At 33.5% G+C, this 14,777-nt stretch carries 9 protein-coding genes; 6 read left to right on the forward strand and 3 right to left on the reverse strand.

Annotated features, from left to right (window positions below; all coding sequences use genetic code 11):
* Window positions 1–241: 241 nt before the first annotated feature.
* Entirely contained in the window at window positions 242–589 is a 348-nt protein-coding gene (locus tag MW871_RS11715) for a helix-turn-helix domain-containing protein (protein WP_248428693.1), read from the reverse strand.
* A gap of 1,282 nt (window positions 590–1,871) precedes the next feature.
* Between MW871_RS11715 and MW871_RS11720 the strand changes: the two genes are divergently transcribed.
* From MW871_RS11720 to MW871_RS11730, 3 genes are read left to right on the forward strand one after another with little or no spacing between them, the layout of a single operon-like run.
* Window positions 1,872–4,871, forward strand: a complete 3,000-nt coding sequence (locus MW871_RS11720) for a SusC/RagA family TonB-linked outer membrane protein (RefSeq protein ID WP_248428696.1) — start codon at window positions 1,872–1,874, stop codon at window positions 4,869–4,871.
* A 17-nt stretch (window positions 4,872–4,888) separates the two neighbouring features.
* On the forward strand, window positions 4,889–6,316 hold the full coding sequence (locus MW871_RS11725) for a RagB/SusD family nutrient uptake outer membrane protein (RefSeq protein ID WP_248428698.1): 1,428 nt from the start codon (window positions 4,889–4,891) through the stop codon (window positions 6,314–6,316).
* Between the two features lie 10 nt (window positions 6,317–6,326).
* Entirely contained in the window at window positions 6,327–8,939 is a 2,613-nt protein-coding gene (locus MW871_RS11730) for an alpha/beta hydrolase family protein (RefSeq protein WP_248428699.1), read from the forward strand.
* 99 nt (window positions 8,940–9,038) lie between these two features.
* Here MW871_RS11730 and MW871_RS11735 read toward each other — a convergent pair whose 3' ends face one another.
* Together MW871_RS11735 and MW871_RS11740 are read right to left on the reverse strand one after the other, a co-directional pair.
* Window positions 9,039–9,317 (reverse strand): DUF6520 family protein, encoded by a 279-nt coding sequence (locus tag MW871_RS11735; protein WP_248428701.1) that lies wholly within the window; start codon window positions 9,315–9,317, stop codon window positions 9,039–9,041.
* A gap of 101 nt (window positions 9,318–9,418) precedes the next feature.
* Window positions 9,419–10,930: a DoxX family protein gene (locus MW871_RS11740; protein WP_248428703.1), complete on the reverse strand. Its 1,512-nt coding sequence runs from the start codon at window positions 10,928–10,930 to the stop codon at window positions 9,419–9,421.
* Between the two features lie 595 nt (window positions 10,931–11,525).
* On the opposite strand from MW871_RS11740, the gene MW871_RS11745 reads away from it, so the two are divergent.
* The 3 genes from MW871_RS11745 to MW871_RS11755 all read left to right on the forward strand — a co-directional run.
* Complete coding sequence (locus tag MW871_RS11745; RefSeq protein ID WP_248428704.1) at window positions 11,526–12,536, forward strand: IS30 family transposase; 1,011 nt, start codon at window positions 11,526–11,528, stop codon at window positions 12,534–12,536.
* Window positions 12,537–12,691: 155 nt separating this feature from the next.
* On the forward strand, window positions 12,692–14,200 hold the full coding sequence (locus MW871_RS11750; RefSeq protein WP_248428706.1) for a WG repeat-containing protein: 1,509 nt from the start codon (window positions 12,692–12,694) through the stop codon (window positions 14,198–14,200).
* A gap of 179 nt (window positions 14,201–14,379) precedes the next feature.
* The coding region (locus MW871_RS11755) for a serine hydrolase domain-containing protein (protein ID WP_248428708.1) at window positions 14,380–14,777 on the forward strand (398 nt) is incomplete at its 3' end.

A 14,777-nucleotide genomic window follows, 5' to 3' on the forward strand; every position in this document is an offset into this window, starting at 1 on the left:
CCACGAAATTTTTTAACTAAACTACAAATTTAATTGCTGAAAGGTAATCTTTTTTCTTAAATATTTTGGTCGAATTACCGAATTTATATACAATTTTTTGTCTATATTTTACATACCACTACAGTTTCTGTCAAAGCCACAATAACCTTTTTTTTTAATCACTTCAATATATCTCTGCCATCCAACGTATTTTGAATTCATGTTTGTTATAAACGAGTTTTTTTTTAAAATTATGTTATAATTATTGTAAAGACTCAATCTTCACCACCTCTGAACTTAACGCCTTCGTACCGCTTTCATTCATGGTTTGTTTTACAGTAACTTTAATTTTATCGTATTGAGGAGTAGGGAACTTCATCAGCTCTGAAATGTTTTTAAAACCAAAAGCCTTTGCCAATAAAGCAATGTGACGCGTAGAATATTTGTGTCGTTGAGTAAATGATTCGACATTACTTACAAAACTTCTAGCTACTCCCATCTTTAGACTTAGCTCATCTTTAGTAAAAGCCTTCTCTTTGCGTATTGCTTTTATATGATTTATAAATTCTAAATCATATTGTGTTGTCTCAAAGCAAATTAATTTTTCCATAAATTATAAAATTTTTACCCAATATGTTGGGTATTTGATTAATTTTATTATATTTGTTCTAGCGAATTGACAATTAGCCTTTTTGGCATAATTAAAACGATGTTATCTCGACTCAAAACGACCAAGTTTACCTTCGAGAGTATCGTGAAGTCGCTCCATGTCATAAAGTTTATTACTTTTGCAAAGGCATGCGAGCGGTTCTCACGTAAGCTTTAGGTGGTAACTTTATAATCGAAAGATTTTAAAGATGGGTTTGGTCGCCCTTGAGTCTAAAGTGTGAGGCCGCTCCTTGCTTTTTTTGCAAGCACTCTTCATACCCGAAATACATCGTTCCAAAACCATAAACCTATAAATTATGAGAACGATTTTTTTATGTAAACCCCTCACCAAACCACCTTAACGGCCTGTTAAAATTAAGCTACTTTATGTCGCCCAAAAACTGAAACAAACAATGTGTTTGAGTAGTAAGCACCCAGAAGTATCCGTAAAAGACGCTTCTTCAATCAGTATAATAAATACTGGTGTGTAAAAACCTACGTTGAAATATAAAATGTGACTTAATATAAATCATCATTTATATAGCAAACCTAAAATACTTCTGGTATATAGATTCAGGATTTTTCCCTTTAAACTCGCACTTTAAAAGTATTGTCTTTATTTCTATTTTCCAAATGGTATTTTAAAATTTTAGAGTTTGTTTCAGAAGAGGAGTAAAAGGAGTTTTTTACATAAAAAACAAACTGTATAATTATCCTTCTAGAAAAAAAAGTTTTTTAGTTGGAAGTGCTCTTTATGTTTAAACTTAACTTAAAAACACCTGCACCGAAAGGTTTATTGAACAAAACACCTCATTAATTTAATTTGAATTTATTATAAAAAGGTGCAGGTTATTTAGTTTGAACAGCAACTCATTACTGATAACCGATTACAGAAAGCAGACGACTGATAATAAACAAAAATTGTGAGCATGAAATATAACAAACTAATAAAAGCGGCACTAATAGTGGCATGCATAGTCCTTATATGCCTTAGGATGTATGGTTCAAACAGTTTTTAAAGATGTAAAAAATAGCTACAGCTTATTTAGTATTACCACCAACTCAAAACTTTTAATACGCGTATGATAATATAAAAACGAAGTGCATTGGTACCTCAATACATAGAAAAAGTCCCCTAACTCGCCGGCAAGCTAAACTAGAGGACCATAGCGAACAAAACTAACGTTTCATTAAACTACACCAATATTATGAAAAATATTTCATTAATCAAGGTGTTAAGGACAATGGTGTATTCCCTTATTTTGGGGTTGCACTTATTCTTGACACCTGTTCTAGCCCACAGCGGCATAGGCGTTTCAAAATTTGAACTACAACCCCATCACGTAAGCGGTACCGTTACAGATTTTAGTGGCCCATTACCAGGCGTCACAGTTACTATCAAAGGAACAAATACGGCTGTCATTACAGACTTTGATGGGAAATATCAAATAGCGTCTTCCCCTACTGCTACGCTAGTCTATTCATTTATGGGGTATAAGACGGTTTCTATGCCAATCAATGCGTTTAATACGATTGATATCGTCTTGCAAGAAGATGCGACATCGCTTGAAGAAGTACGTATTAATGCTGGATATTATTCCGTCAAGGAAAGCGAACGTACCGGTAGTATTGCTAAAATCACAGCTAAGGATATTGAAAAGCAGCCCGTTACCAATGTCTTAGCTGCGATGCAAGGACGTATGGCGGGAGTTAATATTACGCAAACAACTGGTGTTTCAGGTGGGGGTTTTGACTTACAAATTCGGGGACAAAACAGCTTGAGGTCCGACGGCAATAGACCGCTTTATATCATTAATGGTGTCCCTTATTCCAGCGATCCTGTGGGGTTTAGTGCTACCGCTACCGTAATGCCCTCCTTAACGAGTCCGCTCAACAATTTGAATCCTGGTGATATTGAAAGTATCGAAGTCTTAAAAGATGCTGATGCCACTGCAATATATGGTTCCCGCGGTGCCAACGGCGTAATACTTATTACAACCAAAAAAGGAAAGAAAGGCAAAACTACATTTACAACCAACTATTCCAACGGAATTGGGAAAGTGACCCGCTTCATGAATTTGATGAATACTGAGCAATATTTAGAAATGCGTCGTGAGGCGTTTGCCAATGATGGATACACGAGTTATCCAGCAAGTGCTTATGAAGTTAATGGTACATGGGATCAAACTCGAAATACCAATTGGCAAAAAGCACTCACTGGTGGGACAGCTAACATCATGAACTTGCAATCCTCTGTTTCAGGAGGTAATGATCAGACTCAGTTTATCTTCAATGGAAGCTATAGCAATGAAACAACCGTTTTTCCTGCTAATTTTGGCTATAAAAAAGGAAATGCACGTATTAATTTGAATCATTCCTCCGAGAATAAAAAATTTGGCATCAACTTTTCTGCAGGTTACACGGTACAAGATAATAATCAAGCCTCGACAGACTTAACCACCATTTCGCGAAGGTTGGCACCCAACGCACCTGCTTTGTATGATGCAGCAGGAAATCTCAACTGGGAGAACAGTACTTGGGAAAATCCACTAAGCCATCTGAATGGTAAATCCTTAAGCAACACCTCTGATTTAGTTGCCAATGCTGTCTTATCTTATCAACTTCCATTTCAATTGGAATTAAAATCTAGCTTTGGCTATACGGATTTGAAACACAAAGAAAGTAGCACCTTCCCTTCTACTATTTATGATCCTGCCTATGGTTTAGGCAGTGAATTCTCTTCCTTATTTACAAATACTACAACGCGCCAATCTTGGATTATAGAACCTCAACTCAATTGGCATACTGATTTTGGAAAAGGTAAAATTTCCATTTTGGTAGGTAGCACTTTCAATCAACTCAACGGGCAACAGCTTGTTTTAGCAGGGGAAGGATTTACTAGCAATAGTTTGATTTATGACTTGGCTTCCGCCTCAACTTTTACCATCATGAGCAGTGGTGATACAGAGTATAAATACCAAGCCTTTTTTGGGCGTGCTAATTTTAGTTGGTCTGACCAATATTTCTTGAATGTCACGGGTCGACGAGATGGATCAAGTCGTTTTGGACCGGGGAACAAGTTCGCTACTTTTGGGGCTGTAGGTGCCGCTTGGTTATTTTCTAAAGCATCTTTTATAAAAGACAGTAACGGATCCTTTTTGAGTTTTGGAAAACTTCGTGCTAGTTATGGAACTACCGGAAATGATCAAATTGGAGATTACCAATATTTAGATACGTATAGTTCCAATGGGAATCCCTACCAAGGAACGGTAGGGATTGAAACCACACGACTTTTTAATCCCGACTTTGGATGGGAAAGCAACAAAAAGTTTGAGATCGCTACTGAACTCGGTTTATTTAAAGATCGGATTTTTTTGACTGTCGGATGGTTTAGTAATACTTCTTCTAATCAGTTGGTTGGTATTCCCTTACCGGGAACCACGGGCTTTAGCAGTATTCAGGCTAATCTTGCTGCTAGTGTACAAAACAGTGGTATAGAATTGACGTTGCGAACTGTGAATTTTCAAAGGAAAAATTTTGGATGGAGTAGCAATTTCAATATTAGTGTTTTAAAAAATAAATTACTTCGTTTTCCTGATTTAGCCAGTTCTACTTATGCCAATCAGTACGTTATTGGTGAACCGCTGAATATTGTAAAAGTTTATAACTATACAGGTCTAAATTCAGTAACTGGATTGTATGAGTTTGAGGATTTTAATGGCGATGGTCTTTTTTCTGCTAAAGACGACAGGCAATATTTGGTAGATTTAAGTCCTGAATTTTATGGTGGTTTGCAAAACCAACTCAACTATAAAGGCATTCAACTCGATTTCCTTTTCCAGTTTGTGAAGCAACTCAACTACAATTCAGCTTCGTCTCTTGGCTTACCTGGCAGCAGGAACAATCAAACAACAGATGTATTGGATCGCTGGCAAAATCCAGGAGATTTAGGACCATTTCAGCAATATAGTACTGGAGTGAATACGGCGGTTAGTAGTGCTTTTACCCGATATCGTGACAGCAATGCTACTATAAGCGATGCCTCTTATATCCGTTTGAAGAATGTTTCCCTGAGTTATACGCTGCCTTCGTATTGGCTAAAAGGTGTTACTTGTCAAATTAATTTACAAGCGCAAAACTTACTCACTTTTACATCCTACAAAGGCGCAGATCCAGAGTTTAAAACTAGAGGAGTATTGCCTCCTTTGAAAATTATTACCACTGGCGTTCAATTAACTTATTAATCTAAAAACTAACTGTTATGAAACCTATATTTAATTCAAAAATTTTTTTATTTAAAATTCAAAAAAAGCGTATACCTGTTATTTTTATTGGGTATAACCTTGCTTGTATAATGTTGCTAAGCGCTTGTGATACTTTTGTAGAAACGGATCAACCATCCTCACAACTTTCTACTCCTATGGTTTTTGAAAGTCCAACTACCGCAACTGCAGCTATGGTCGCTATTTATGCCCAATTACGAAGTTCTACTTTATTGACTGGTTCCCCTCTTGGGCTTTCCAATCAATTGGGTCATTATGCCGATGAACTGACTTTTTACGGTGATTCAGAAAATTCTACGTTTGGATTGTATACTAACAGTCTGCTGGCATCCAATGAAGCCGTTGCAACTTTATGGACCAGTAGCTATCGGGTTGTTTACAATACTAATGCTATGCTGGAAGGTATTGCAGCCTCTAAAAGTTTATCCCAAGACAAAGTAAATCAGCTAACTGGTGAGGCACTTTTTGTGCGAGCACTAGTCCATTTTTATTTAGTAAATCTTTATGGCGAAATTCCATATATAACTACTACTGATTACAGGCAAAATAGAGTTGCCTCTCGCCTACCAGTGGCTAAAGTTTATGAACTAATTATTGCTGATTTGGATAAGGCTTCCAGCTTGCTTCCTAAAAATGACGAAAGCGGAGAGCGAGTGCGACCGGACCAATATACTGCCCAAGCGCTACTTGCCAGAGTTTACTTATTTGATGAAAAATGGGCCGAAGCTTCTAATGCGGCTTCTGCAGTACTAAACAATACGGCAACTTATGCATTACAGGATGATCTCAATACCGTTTTCATGAACACCAGTAGCAGTACCATTTGGCAATTTTCCCCGTTTTTTTATGGTAGTGCAACAGAAGAAGGTAATCTCTTTATTTTTACAGCTGGTCCTCCCCCTTTCACGGCTTTAAGCGATGCTCTTTTAAACTCTTTTGAACCAATGGATCAACGCAAAATCAGTTGGACAACTGCGGTGAGCGACGGAAACAAGACTTGGTATTATGCCAGTAAATACAAGGACAATTCATCTGTTTCATTTTCTTCTGAATATTCCGTTGTTTTTCGATTAGAAGAGCAATATCTTATTCGTGCAGAAGCTAGAGCCCGTGCAGGAGACTTGATTGGTGCAAAAGAAGATCTAAATATCATTCGGAATCGAGCGGGATTACCAAATACGACAGCCATCTCGCAAGATGAACTCCTAAATGCTGTAGTACAAGAACGACGGGTAGAATTATTTACCGAACACGGACATCGTTTTTTTGACCTAAAACGCTACGGAAAGCTAGATAGCGCTTTGAGTAACAAGATCGGTTGGAATACCACTGATGCCTTATTTCCAATACCCGAAACAGAACTGCTATTGAATCCCAATTTATCTCCTCAGAACTTAGGATACTAATTCATCATTTATGACAACTAGAAAAAAATATCAATCCCTAGGTCGCTCGTGTTTTTTTGTAAGAATGATACTGTTGTTACTTTTATCTAGCTCAAGCATTTGTATAGCTCAGCTAAAAATTAAAAAAGTAGTAACAGCATCTGATTATCCGCTTTGGGGAAAACTGACTCCCCAACTACTCTCTGACAATGGGACTTGGATTAGCTACAGCACTAGCTATTCCTCGCATCAAGACACTTTGTTTGTAAAGAATACAGCGACCTTACAAACCCATTCTTTTCCGAAAGGACAACAAGGCAAGTTTAGTAAAGAAGCTGTTTTTGCGTATTATTCAGCTCCCAATTCCTTAGCAGTTTTCAATTTAAAAACGGCTCAAACTACAACTTTGAAAAGTGTGAACGAATACTTTTTTACGACAGATGATCAATACCTTATCGTTGTTTCTGACTCTAAAAAGGATCAAAAAATACTTATTTGTTCGCCAAATGGGAACATACTAAAAACAATTGATTCAATAAATACTTATTCTTTTAATACTGATAGTACTGTTCTTGCCATCACTTCTAAAAATAGTACAAAGTCAATCGCTCAATTGATATTTTTGAAAGATAATTTTAGAACACAAAAAATTGCAAATAGCCCAAATGAAAACTTTGGTAAAATGAAGTGGAATAAAGGTGGTACTGCCTTGAGTTTTTACGGTAATTCGTCAACAAGTTCCCTCTTAAATCCTAAACTGTATTACTATTCGGTTAGCGAGAGTAAATTACAATCTTTTGATTCTAATACCCATCAAGAGTTCCCCAAAGACATGTTACTGTCGACTGATTCCGAAGCTCTCACTTTATCTGACGATGGTAACAAAGTATTTATTCAAACCCATAAAAAGACAAGCATTACTAAAGATACGGCTATGGTTTGGAATACTAAAGATCAATGGTTATATGTACAGCGACCACTAATGGAAAATCATACGTACAATGGTGTTTGGTTCCCAAAAAACAATCGTTTTTTACAAATTACCGATCATGCGATTTCTGGGATGATGCTGAACGGTTTGCAAAATGTAGCATTACTATTTGATTCCAGAATCCACGAAGCACAGTTCAAGGAGTATAGAGACTTGGATTATTGGTTGATGGATCTCAAGAATGGTAAAAAGAAACTGTTTTTAGAAAAATACGCTAATGATGGTACGCTGTTTGCATCACCCGAAGGAGATTATTTTTGTTATTTAAAAGATGGAGATTGGTGGGTATATAGTATTAGCAAAGCTACTTACACAAATATTACACAACATATAAAGTTCGAATTCTATGAGAAAAAATATGTTGCAAATGATAAAACCTATCCATTTGGATTCGCGGGTTGGAGCAAGGATGAACGTTCTTTATTACTTTATGACGCCTTTGATGTTTGGGAAATTACACCAGATGGAAGGACTGCCAAAAGATTAACCAATGGTAGAGAAGATAAAATCGTTTATAGAATAGTTTCGCAGCAACCTTCTCAACAAAAAACGAGTAACTTCAGTGGTTTCACGAGTGGTTATTTCAACTTAGACGATAAACTATATCTAAGTGCGGAGCGCATTGACTTTAGTGAAAGCGGTTATTCGGTGTGGAACCGCAAAAGAGGTACTCAATCCCTTGTTTTTCAACCTAAAAAAGTTGATTATTTGACTACTGCTAAAAATGGTTCTTCTTTTATGTATTTGGAACAAACTTTTGACCAATCACCCGCTCTCATGTTCAAAGCTGGGATGTTAACAGTTCCAACTGTCGTTTTCCAAAGTAACTTACAGCAACAGCATTATCTTTGGGGAAAGTCAAAAGCAATAATTTATAAAGATATTTCTGGAAATCAAATGAGAGGAGTTCTCAATTATCCCGCCGGTTATGACCCATTAAAAAAGTATCCTATGATCGTTCGCATCTATGAGAATCAAGCACACAACTTGCACAAATATGTCAATCCATCGCTTTACAATTCGGCTGGATTCAATGTGAGTAACTTAACTTCGCAAGGCTTTTTCGTACTCTACCCAGATATTGTTTATCAAGTAGGTCAACCCGGACAATCTGCTTTGGATTGTGTTCTAGCGGCTGTAAATGAAGCCCTATCAACAGGATCGATCTCACCGACACATATTGGCCTTATTGGTCATTCTTTTGGCGGATACGAAACTAATTTTATTGTAACTCATAGCAATCGTTTTACAGCAGCTGTTTCCGGTGCGGGAATTTCAGACTTTTACAGCCTGTATTTGCGAACTAATGGAATTTCAGGCAAGCCGAACTACTTTCGATTCGAATCACAACAGTTCCGGATGGGGACTTCTTTCTTTGACAATAAATGGGGGTATCTGAATAATTCCCCTTTGTTTAATGCTGAACACATGAATACTCCTCTTTTGTCCTGGACTGGAGAATCTGATACACAAATACATTCTTCTCAAAGCATGCAGTTTTTTATGGCTTTACGAAGGCTTCAAAAAACCCATACCTTGTTAGTATACCCCAATGAAGAACACGGATTAGAGGAGCGAATTAACCAGCGACATTTGACACTGCAAATTGAAAAATGGTTTAATCATTATTTAAAAAAAGAGGATTCTTTGTAAAAGACAACAAATCCTAAAACTAAAAAAGCAATGCGGTTTCTTTATTTAGAAACCGCATTGTCATTTATTCCTGCTGTCACCTACAGCTAATGCTACATTTTAATTATTTTTGTAAAGGGGTACATTACAAGTAGTAGCATTGGGGCTGGTTTTACCCCATAATCTTACCTCTTCTGCGCCTACGGTACAAAAATCAGAACACATGTCAGAACACATGTTTGATATATTACAAGCCGATGAAGGACTCGTATGTGTATACCCTTGTTTTAATGCAAATGCTTTTGAATTTTTATTCATTGCATTTGAACTGAAAGCGCCAGTTACGGCTACTGCAATGACTGCCATTGGCATAATCATTTTTAAAATTTCTGTTTTCATAGTAATAAATTTAAAAATTAGGATCTACTCTTTTAACAGGTTTTCGATCTTATCCCTGATAGCCGGCCGGTTATATTCTAGTACATAAGTCATAGTACTCTTTATTTATTCGAACTACTTTTGAATAGGTGATTCAATTGATATACAACCAAATGCGTTCCTACAATCGCATATAGTTTTTTAATATGAATATTAAACCTTTTCATTTTTTCTTTGCCAATGTTGTAGATTGGAAAACTAAAAAGATAGCTGTTGTTGGCTAGGTCATACACGTCAATAATGGTAGCGGTTTCCCAAAGTTCTATTGCTTCATATTTACCAGGTAATGCAGAAGCTACAAATAGCAAATTATCATAAACAGTCATTGTTTTATTAACAATAAGAGGAGGGGCTGTCATTTTACGTTCTTTTGACTTAGTCAAGTACTTTACTTGAATCTTAGCCCTACTGAATGTATCTATTGTTTTACCACGTCGTACTTCATTTAATGATGCGTTCACTACCGTAAATTGGTTGCGATACTTGTACAAGTACACGACTTTTTTTGTCACAGGATCGTATTTAAGCGTTCCATCAGTGTCAAATACTCCATCGATTTGCTTTTGTAAGAGACCAGGTTTGAGATGCATTTTATTCCTTTTTTCGAGTTCAAACAGTCCTAAAATATTCTGTCCGTTCTCAGGAGAAAAAGCACGAAATACAATTGACTTGGTATTGATCGGCTCTGCTTGTGTAAATCGAATTCCAAGAGGCGCTTGTAGTTTGGCTTGCCAATTTGCTGTATTTCCAATATACAGGCAAGGAACTACTCCATCAAATAAATAGAAAGAAGTATCTAGCACTTTTGTCTCAACACTACGAAAAGTAAAATCAACTTTATCTAAATCAATTGTATGTTGTTTTGTAAATTTTAAAAGTGTATCGAATTCTGTAATTTGGAACGGTGTGGTGTAGTTTCCAAGGTATATACGCTTATTATTAATACCTGCAAAATAATAAGAATTAAATTTTAAATCAAGCTGTTGAATTTCCGTTGCTGGATAAGGAGGAAACCTTCTAATAAAAGTATTTCGATGGTGGATAATCGTCTCCGAAAACAGAAAAAGAAACGAAACGATTACAGTACTACAACCAAATAAAAAAGAACTCAAAATTAAAGGTCGATACGTTTTCTTTACACTAGCTGCTGTTGTTTTAGATGTTGCAAGAATGATACCTATCAGTGCTAAAAAAATGAAACCAATATTAAAAACAAGATGCTCCGTCCAGCCCATTTTCTCCAAAATCCCACCACAAGAACAAGGAACAAAAGGACTGAAATTCAAAATAATTATTATGTATGTCGTAAACATAGTCATCAAACTAAAAGCTGCATAAAGCCCAAAAAGACGCCATTTTTGAAAAGATAAAAGTACTGATATTATCAACTCTACAATCACGACTCCCCAGGAAGCCCAACCAGCAAAAACACTTAATAACGGAGATTGTCCCAATTGAACTTGAAAATTTTCAAAATCAAGTAATTTACTTACTGCTGCATAGACAAATAACAGTATGTATAATAAACAAATTAACTCTAGATATACTCTCTTACTTGTTGTACTTAAATTCATATCAGTTGTCCTTTGAGGTTAAACAATTCCAGTACTAAAATTTTGTTTCAGTAAAACCATTGTTCTACAAAATATTTAACTCATGGCTTTACTTTCCGATTAATCAAAATTAAAACGAATCCTACTGGTAAAATTAAAGTTCTTTAGAAAGATTGTTGTTATCTAAAACCTGCCAGATTTTTTCAAAATCAAGCCATTTTCAAAAGAATTAAAAAAATATCTGTTTAAATGGAATTAGAACTGGTTTCCTTAAAACATTTCATCATTATGTTCTATGAAACTAGTAGACTATAACTTAGATGATTTGCTTGTGCCGCAGAATAAAAACTCACCTACAAACTATTTAAAGATTATAACTTTCTAAAAATTTGGAAAATAATGCGATAGATTTTTATTGCACTTTTATAACTAAATTATCGGAAGGTAAATCATTATATCAAAAAAGATAATACAATCTAAATTCAAGCGGTTGTGACACATCAGCACCGGCTTATTTGGTATTAAGGAAGTGAAGTATAATTTTCTTAACAACGAATTAAATGGGAGAATTCAAGAACCTAACGCAACAAATGATAAATTTTATCTTTGTTGAATTATGAAAAAAAAATATAAAAGATTATCCTTCGAAGAACGTATTATAATTGAGACTTTACTCAAGGAAAATAAGACCAAAAGCTACATTGCAAAGCAAGTAAATCGAAACAGATCCACCATTACCAAAGAATTAAAACTTTGGTTATTAAAGCCAACCGACATCTACAAGGCTGATTTAGCACATTGGTATGCTTTAGAAAACAATAAAATCAAAAGAACTCAAGATAAAATAAACTCACATCCCAGACTTAAAATATTCATTTATAGAAGTTTATTAAAGGGTACTAGCCCTGAATTAATGGCTGGACAAATCAAGGTATTATACCCAAATGACCCTATTATGTCCATTTCTTACGAATCTATTTATAAACATATTTATCGATTTAGACAATCTACGTTGGGTAAAAAACTAATCAAACTTCTTCCCTATCATCATCACAAAAGACGAGACAAAAGGAAATATGGTATAAAAAAAACCAGAATCAAAGACCAAGTCAGTGATGATAGACCTAAATATATCGAAGAACGCCTGGAAGCTGGACATTTAGAAGGAGATTTGATGATTGGTGTAGCACGCAAAAGTGCTATTGGAACTATTGTAGATAGAAAAACTAGATTTTTAATTATTGTAAAAATCAACAATAGAAAATCCAAAACAGTAACTCACGAATTTGTAAAGCTCTTAAATAAACAACCTCAATACCTCCGAAAAACAATAACTTACGATAACGGAATAGAAATGGCTAATCATAAATGGCTCTCTAAAAAAACTGGAATGGATATTTATTTTGCACATCCATACTCCTCCTGGGAAAGAGGTACAAATGAAAACACTAACGGATTAATTAGAAGGTTTTTACCAAAAGGAACTGACTTTAATAATATAAGTATGGAAGAGCTAAAAAACATAGAAAACAATCTAAATAACAGACCAAGAAAGGTTTTGGGTTTCAAAACACCTAATCAAATGAGAAGCGAAGAAATCAACAAAATGAATCAAACAAAGGCTTAAGTTTGGAAATAACTTTTGGCTTCTTAAAAAGCCAAAAAAGTTATTCTAAAATTAAGCACAAAATCTAAGAAAAATACTAAATTTGATTAATTTAAAAAAAATTAACATTGTTGCGCTAGACCCTTGAATCCGCCAATACCGCAAAATCATAATTTATGAAAATATTCAAACTGTTTATTTTACTTTTTCCTTTTCTATCCTTTAGTCAAAATAAATTTGAATTTATAAGAGAGAAATTAATGCAAAACAAGAAATATGAATATGTTTATGGTTTTGAAAATAACTTTGCAGTTTTTAGAACTTTTGACAAAAAAATGGGTGTAATTGATAGCACCGAAAATATAATAATAAAACCTATATTTTCATTTATCTACAACAAAAAACAACTTAAAAATCTTTTCGAAGTTGGAAATGAAATAAATAAAAAATTTAAAAGAGGGTTTATTGATTTAAAAGGAAATATTAAAATTCCAATTATTTATGATAATGTTATTTATCTTGAAAATGGTTTAATAAGAGTCGAAAAAGCAAATAAAATTGGAATTTTAGACACTTTAAACAATGTAATATTACCAACAAAGTTTGACAATATTTCAGTTGATAATAATTTAATAATTGCAGAAATTAAAGCATTAAGTACGCTTTATAATTTTCAAGGAAAACAAATTAGCAATATACAATTTACTCAAATTTCTGAATTTAAAAATAACAATGCAATTGTTGATTTTCCGAACAAAACAACTTCAATAATAGATAATAATGGTAACATAATTTTAAAATCTATTAAAAATTATAATTTTGAAAGAATTTTTAATCACAATTTATATCTCATAAAAAATAATTTAACTTCAAAAATAGGAATAATAAATTCAAAAAATGAATTCATTATTAATTGTAAATACGATGAAATCAAACAAGTAAATTCTTTTTTTATTGCTAAAAGCAATAAAAAAAATGGTTTTATTTCATCAACAGATTCAATAATTAAACCTTTTGTTTATGACGAAATATACTTCAGTTATTTTGACGATGCTGTAATTTTCGGAGATAATAATATTGGAGAAAATTACGTTGTGAAAAAAGATAATTTATTTGGTGTTATAAATCCAAACATTGTAAATGATATAATAGCAATGAATTATAAGAGTATCAGAACTTTATTTGACAATTATTACATTGTTGAAAATAATGAAAACAAAAATGGTTTATTCACTAAAAGTGGTAAAAGAATTCTTAATGAAAATTATGAATTTTACAATGTTTACAAAAACTCAATTTTTGCAACAAAAGAAAATAAACAATATATAATCAATTTAGAAGAAGACAAGCATTATGAAAAAGAAATTAATGTAAATGAATTTGTAAAATTTAAAGATGTTCAACAATTTTCAAAAAATGAAAATCAAATAATCAAAAATGAAAACAAATTTGGTGTAATAAATTCTACAGGTAAAATTATTATTCCGTGCGATTATGATTATATAGAAAATATTTATCTTTCAAAGGAATATGTTGTAAAGAAAAATAACAAATTTGGTATAATAAATTCTGTAAATAAAATTGTTGTAGAAATAGAATATGACAATTTCAAAAAATTAAAAGAATCAATCTTATTTACGGAAAATAATAAAACAAAAAAAAAGTATCACGAAATCACATTATAATAATTACTACTGCCAACAGCGGTTTTGCAAGATTGCGAAATATGTGCAAAATTCACGTTTATGTTTCGCAAAAAATTTTATTTTTAACTGAAAATAATCTGTTACGAAGTTCGCAACCTAGCAAAGCCGCGAAACGATATATGCTATTTAACCAAAAAATTGTATTATAAATTATAACAATGAAATATTTAATCACTATTTTATTTTTTGTCTTACTTGGATGTAAAAGTGCTCAGCAAATCAATAAACAAAATGTTGAAAATGCGATTACAAAAAATGCGTTTCAGTTATTAAATGACAAAAGATTTCATTCTGTTTCCGTTGCAGTGTATAAAGATGGGGAATCAACAATAAAACATTTTGGAGAATTAACTATCGGAAAAGGAAACAAACCAAACGATTCTACTCTTTATGAAATAGCTTCTGTAACTAAAACTTTTACAGGTTATATAGCCGCGAAAGCCGTACTTGATAAAAAAATAAATTTAAATGATGATATTAGGAACTATCTTGATGAACCTTATCCCAATTTAGAATTTAAAGGTGAACCTATAAAAATAAAACACCTCATTACACA

The sequence above is a fragment of the Flavobacterium pygoscelis genome (assembly GCF_023162025.1).
GTDB lineage: Bacteria > Bacteroidota > Bacteroidia > Flavobacteriales > Flavobacteriaceae > Flavobacterium > Flavobacterium pygoscelis.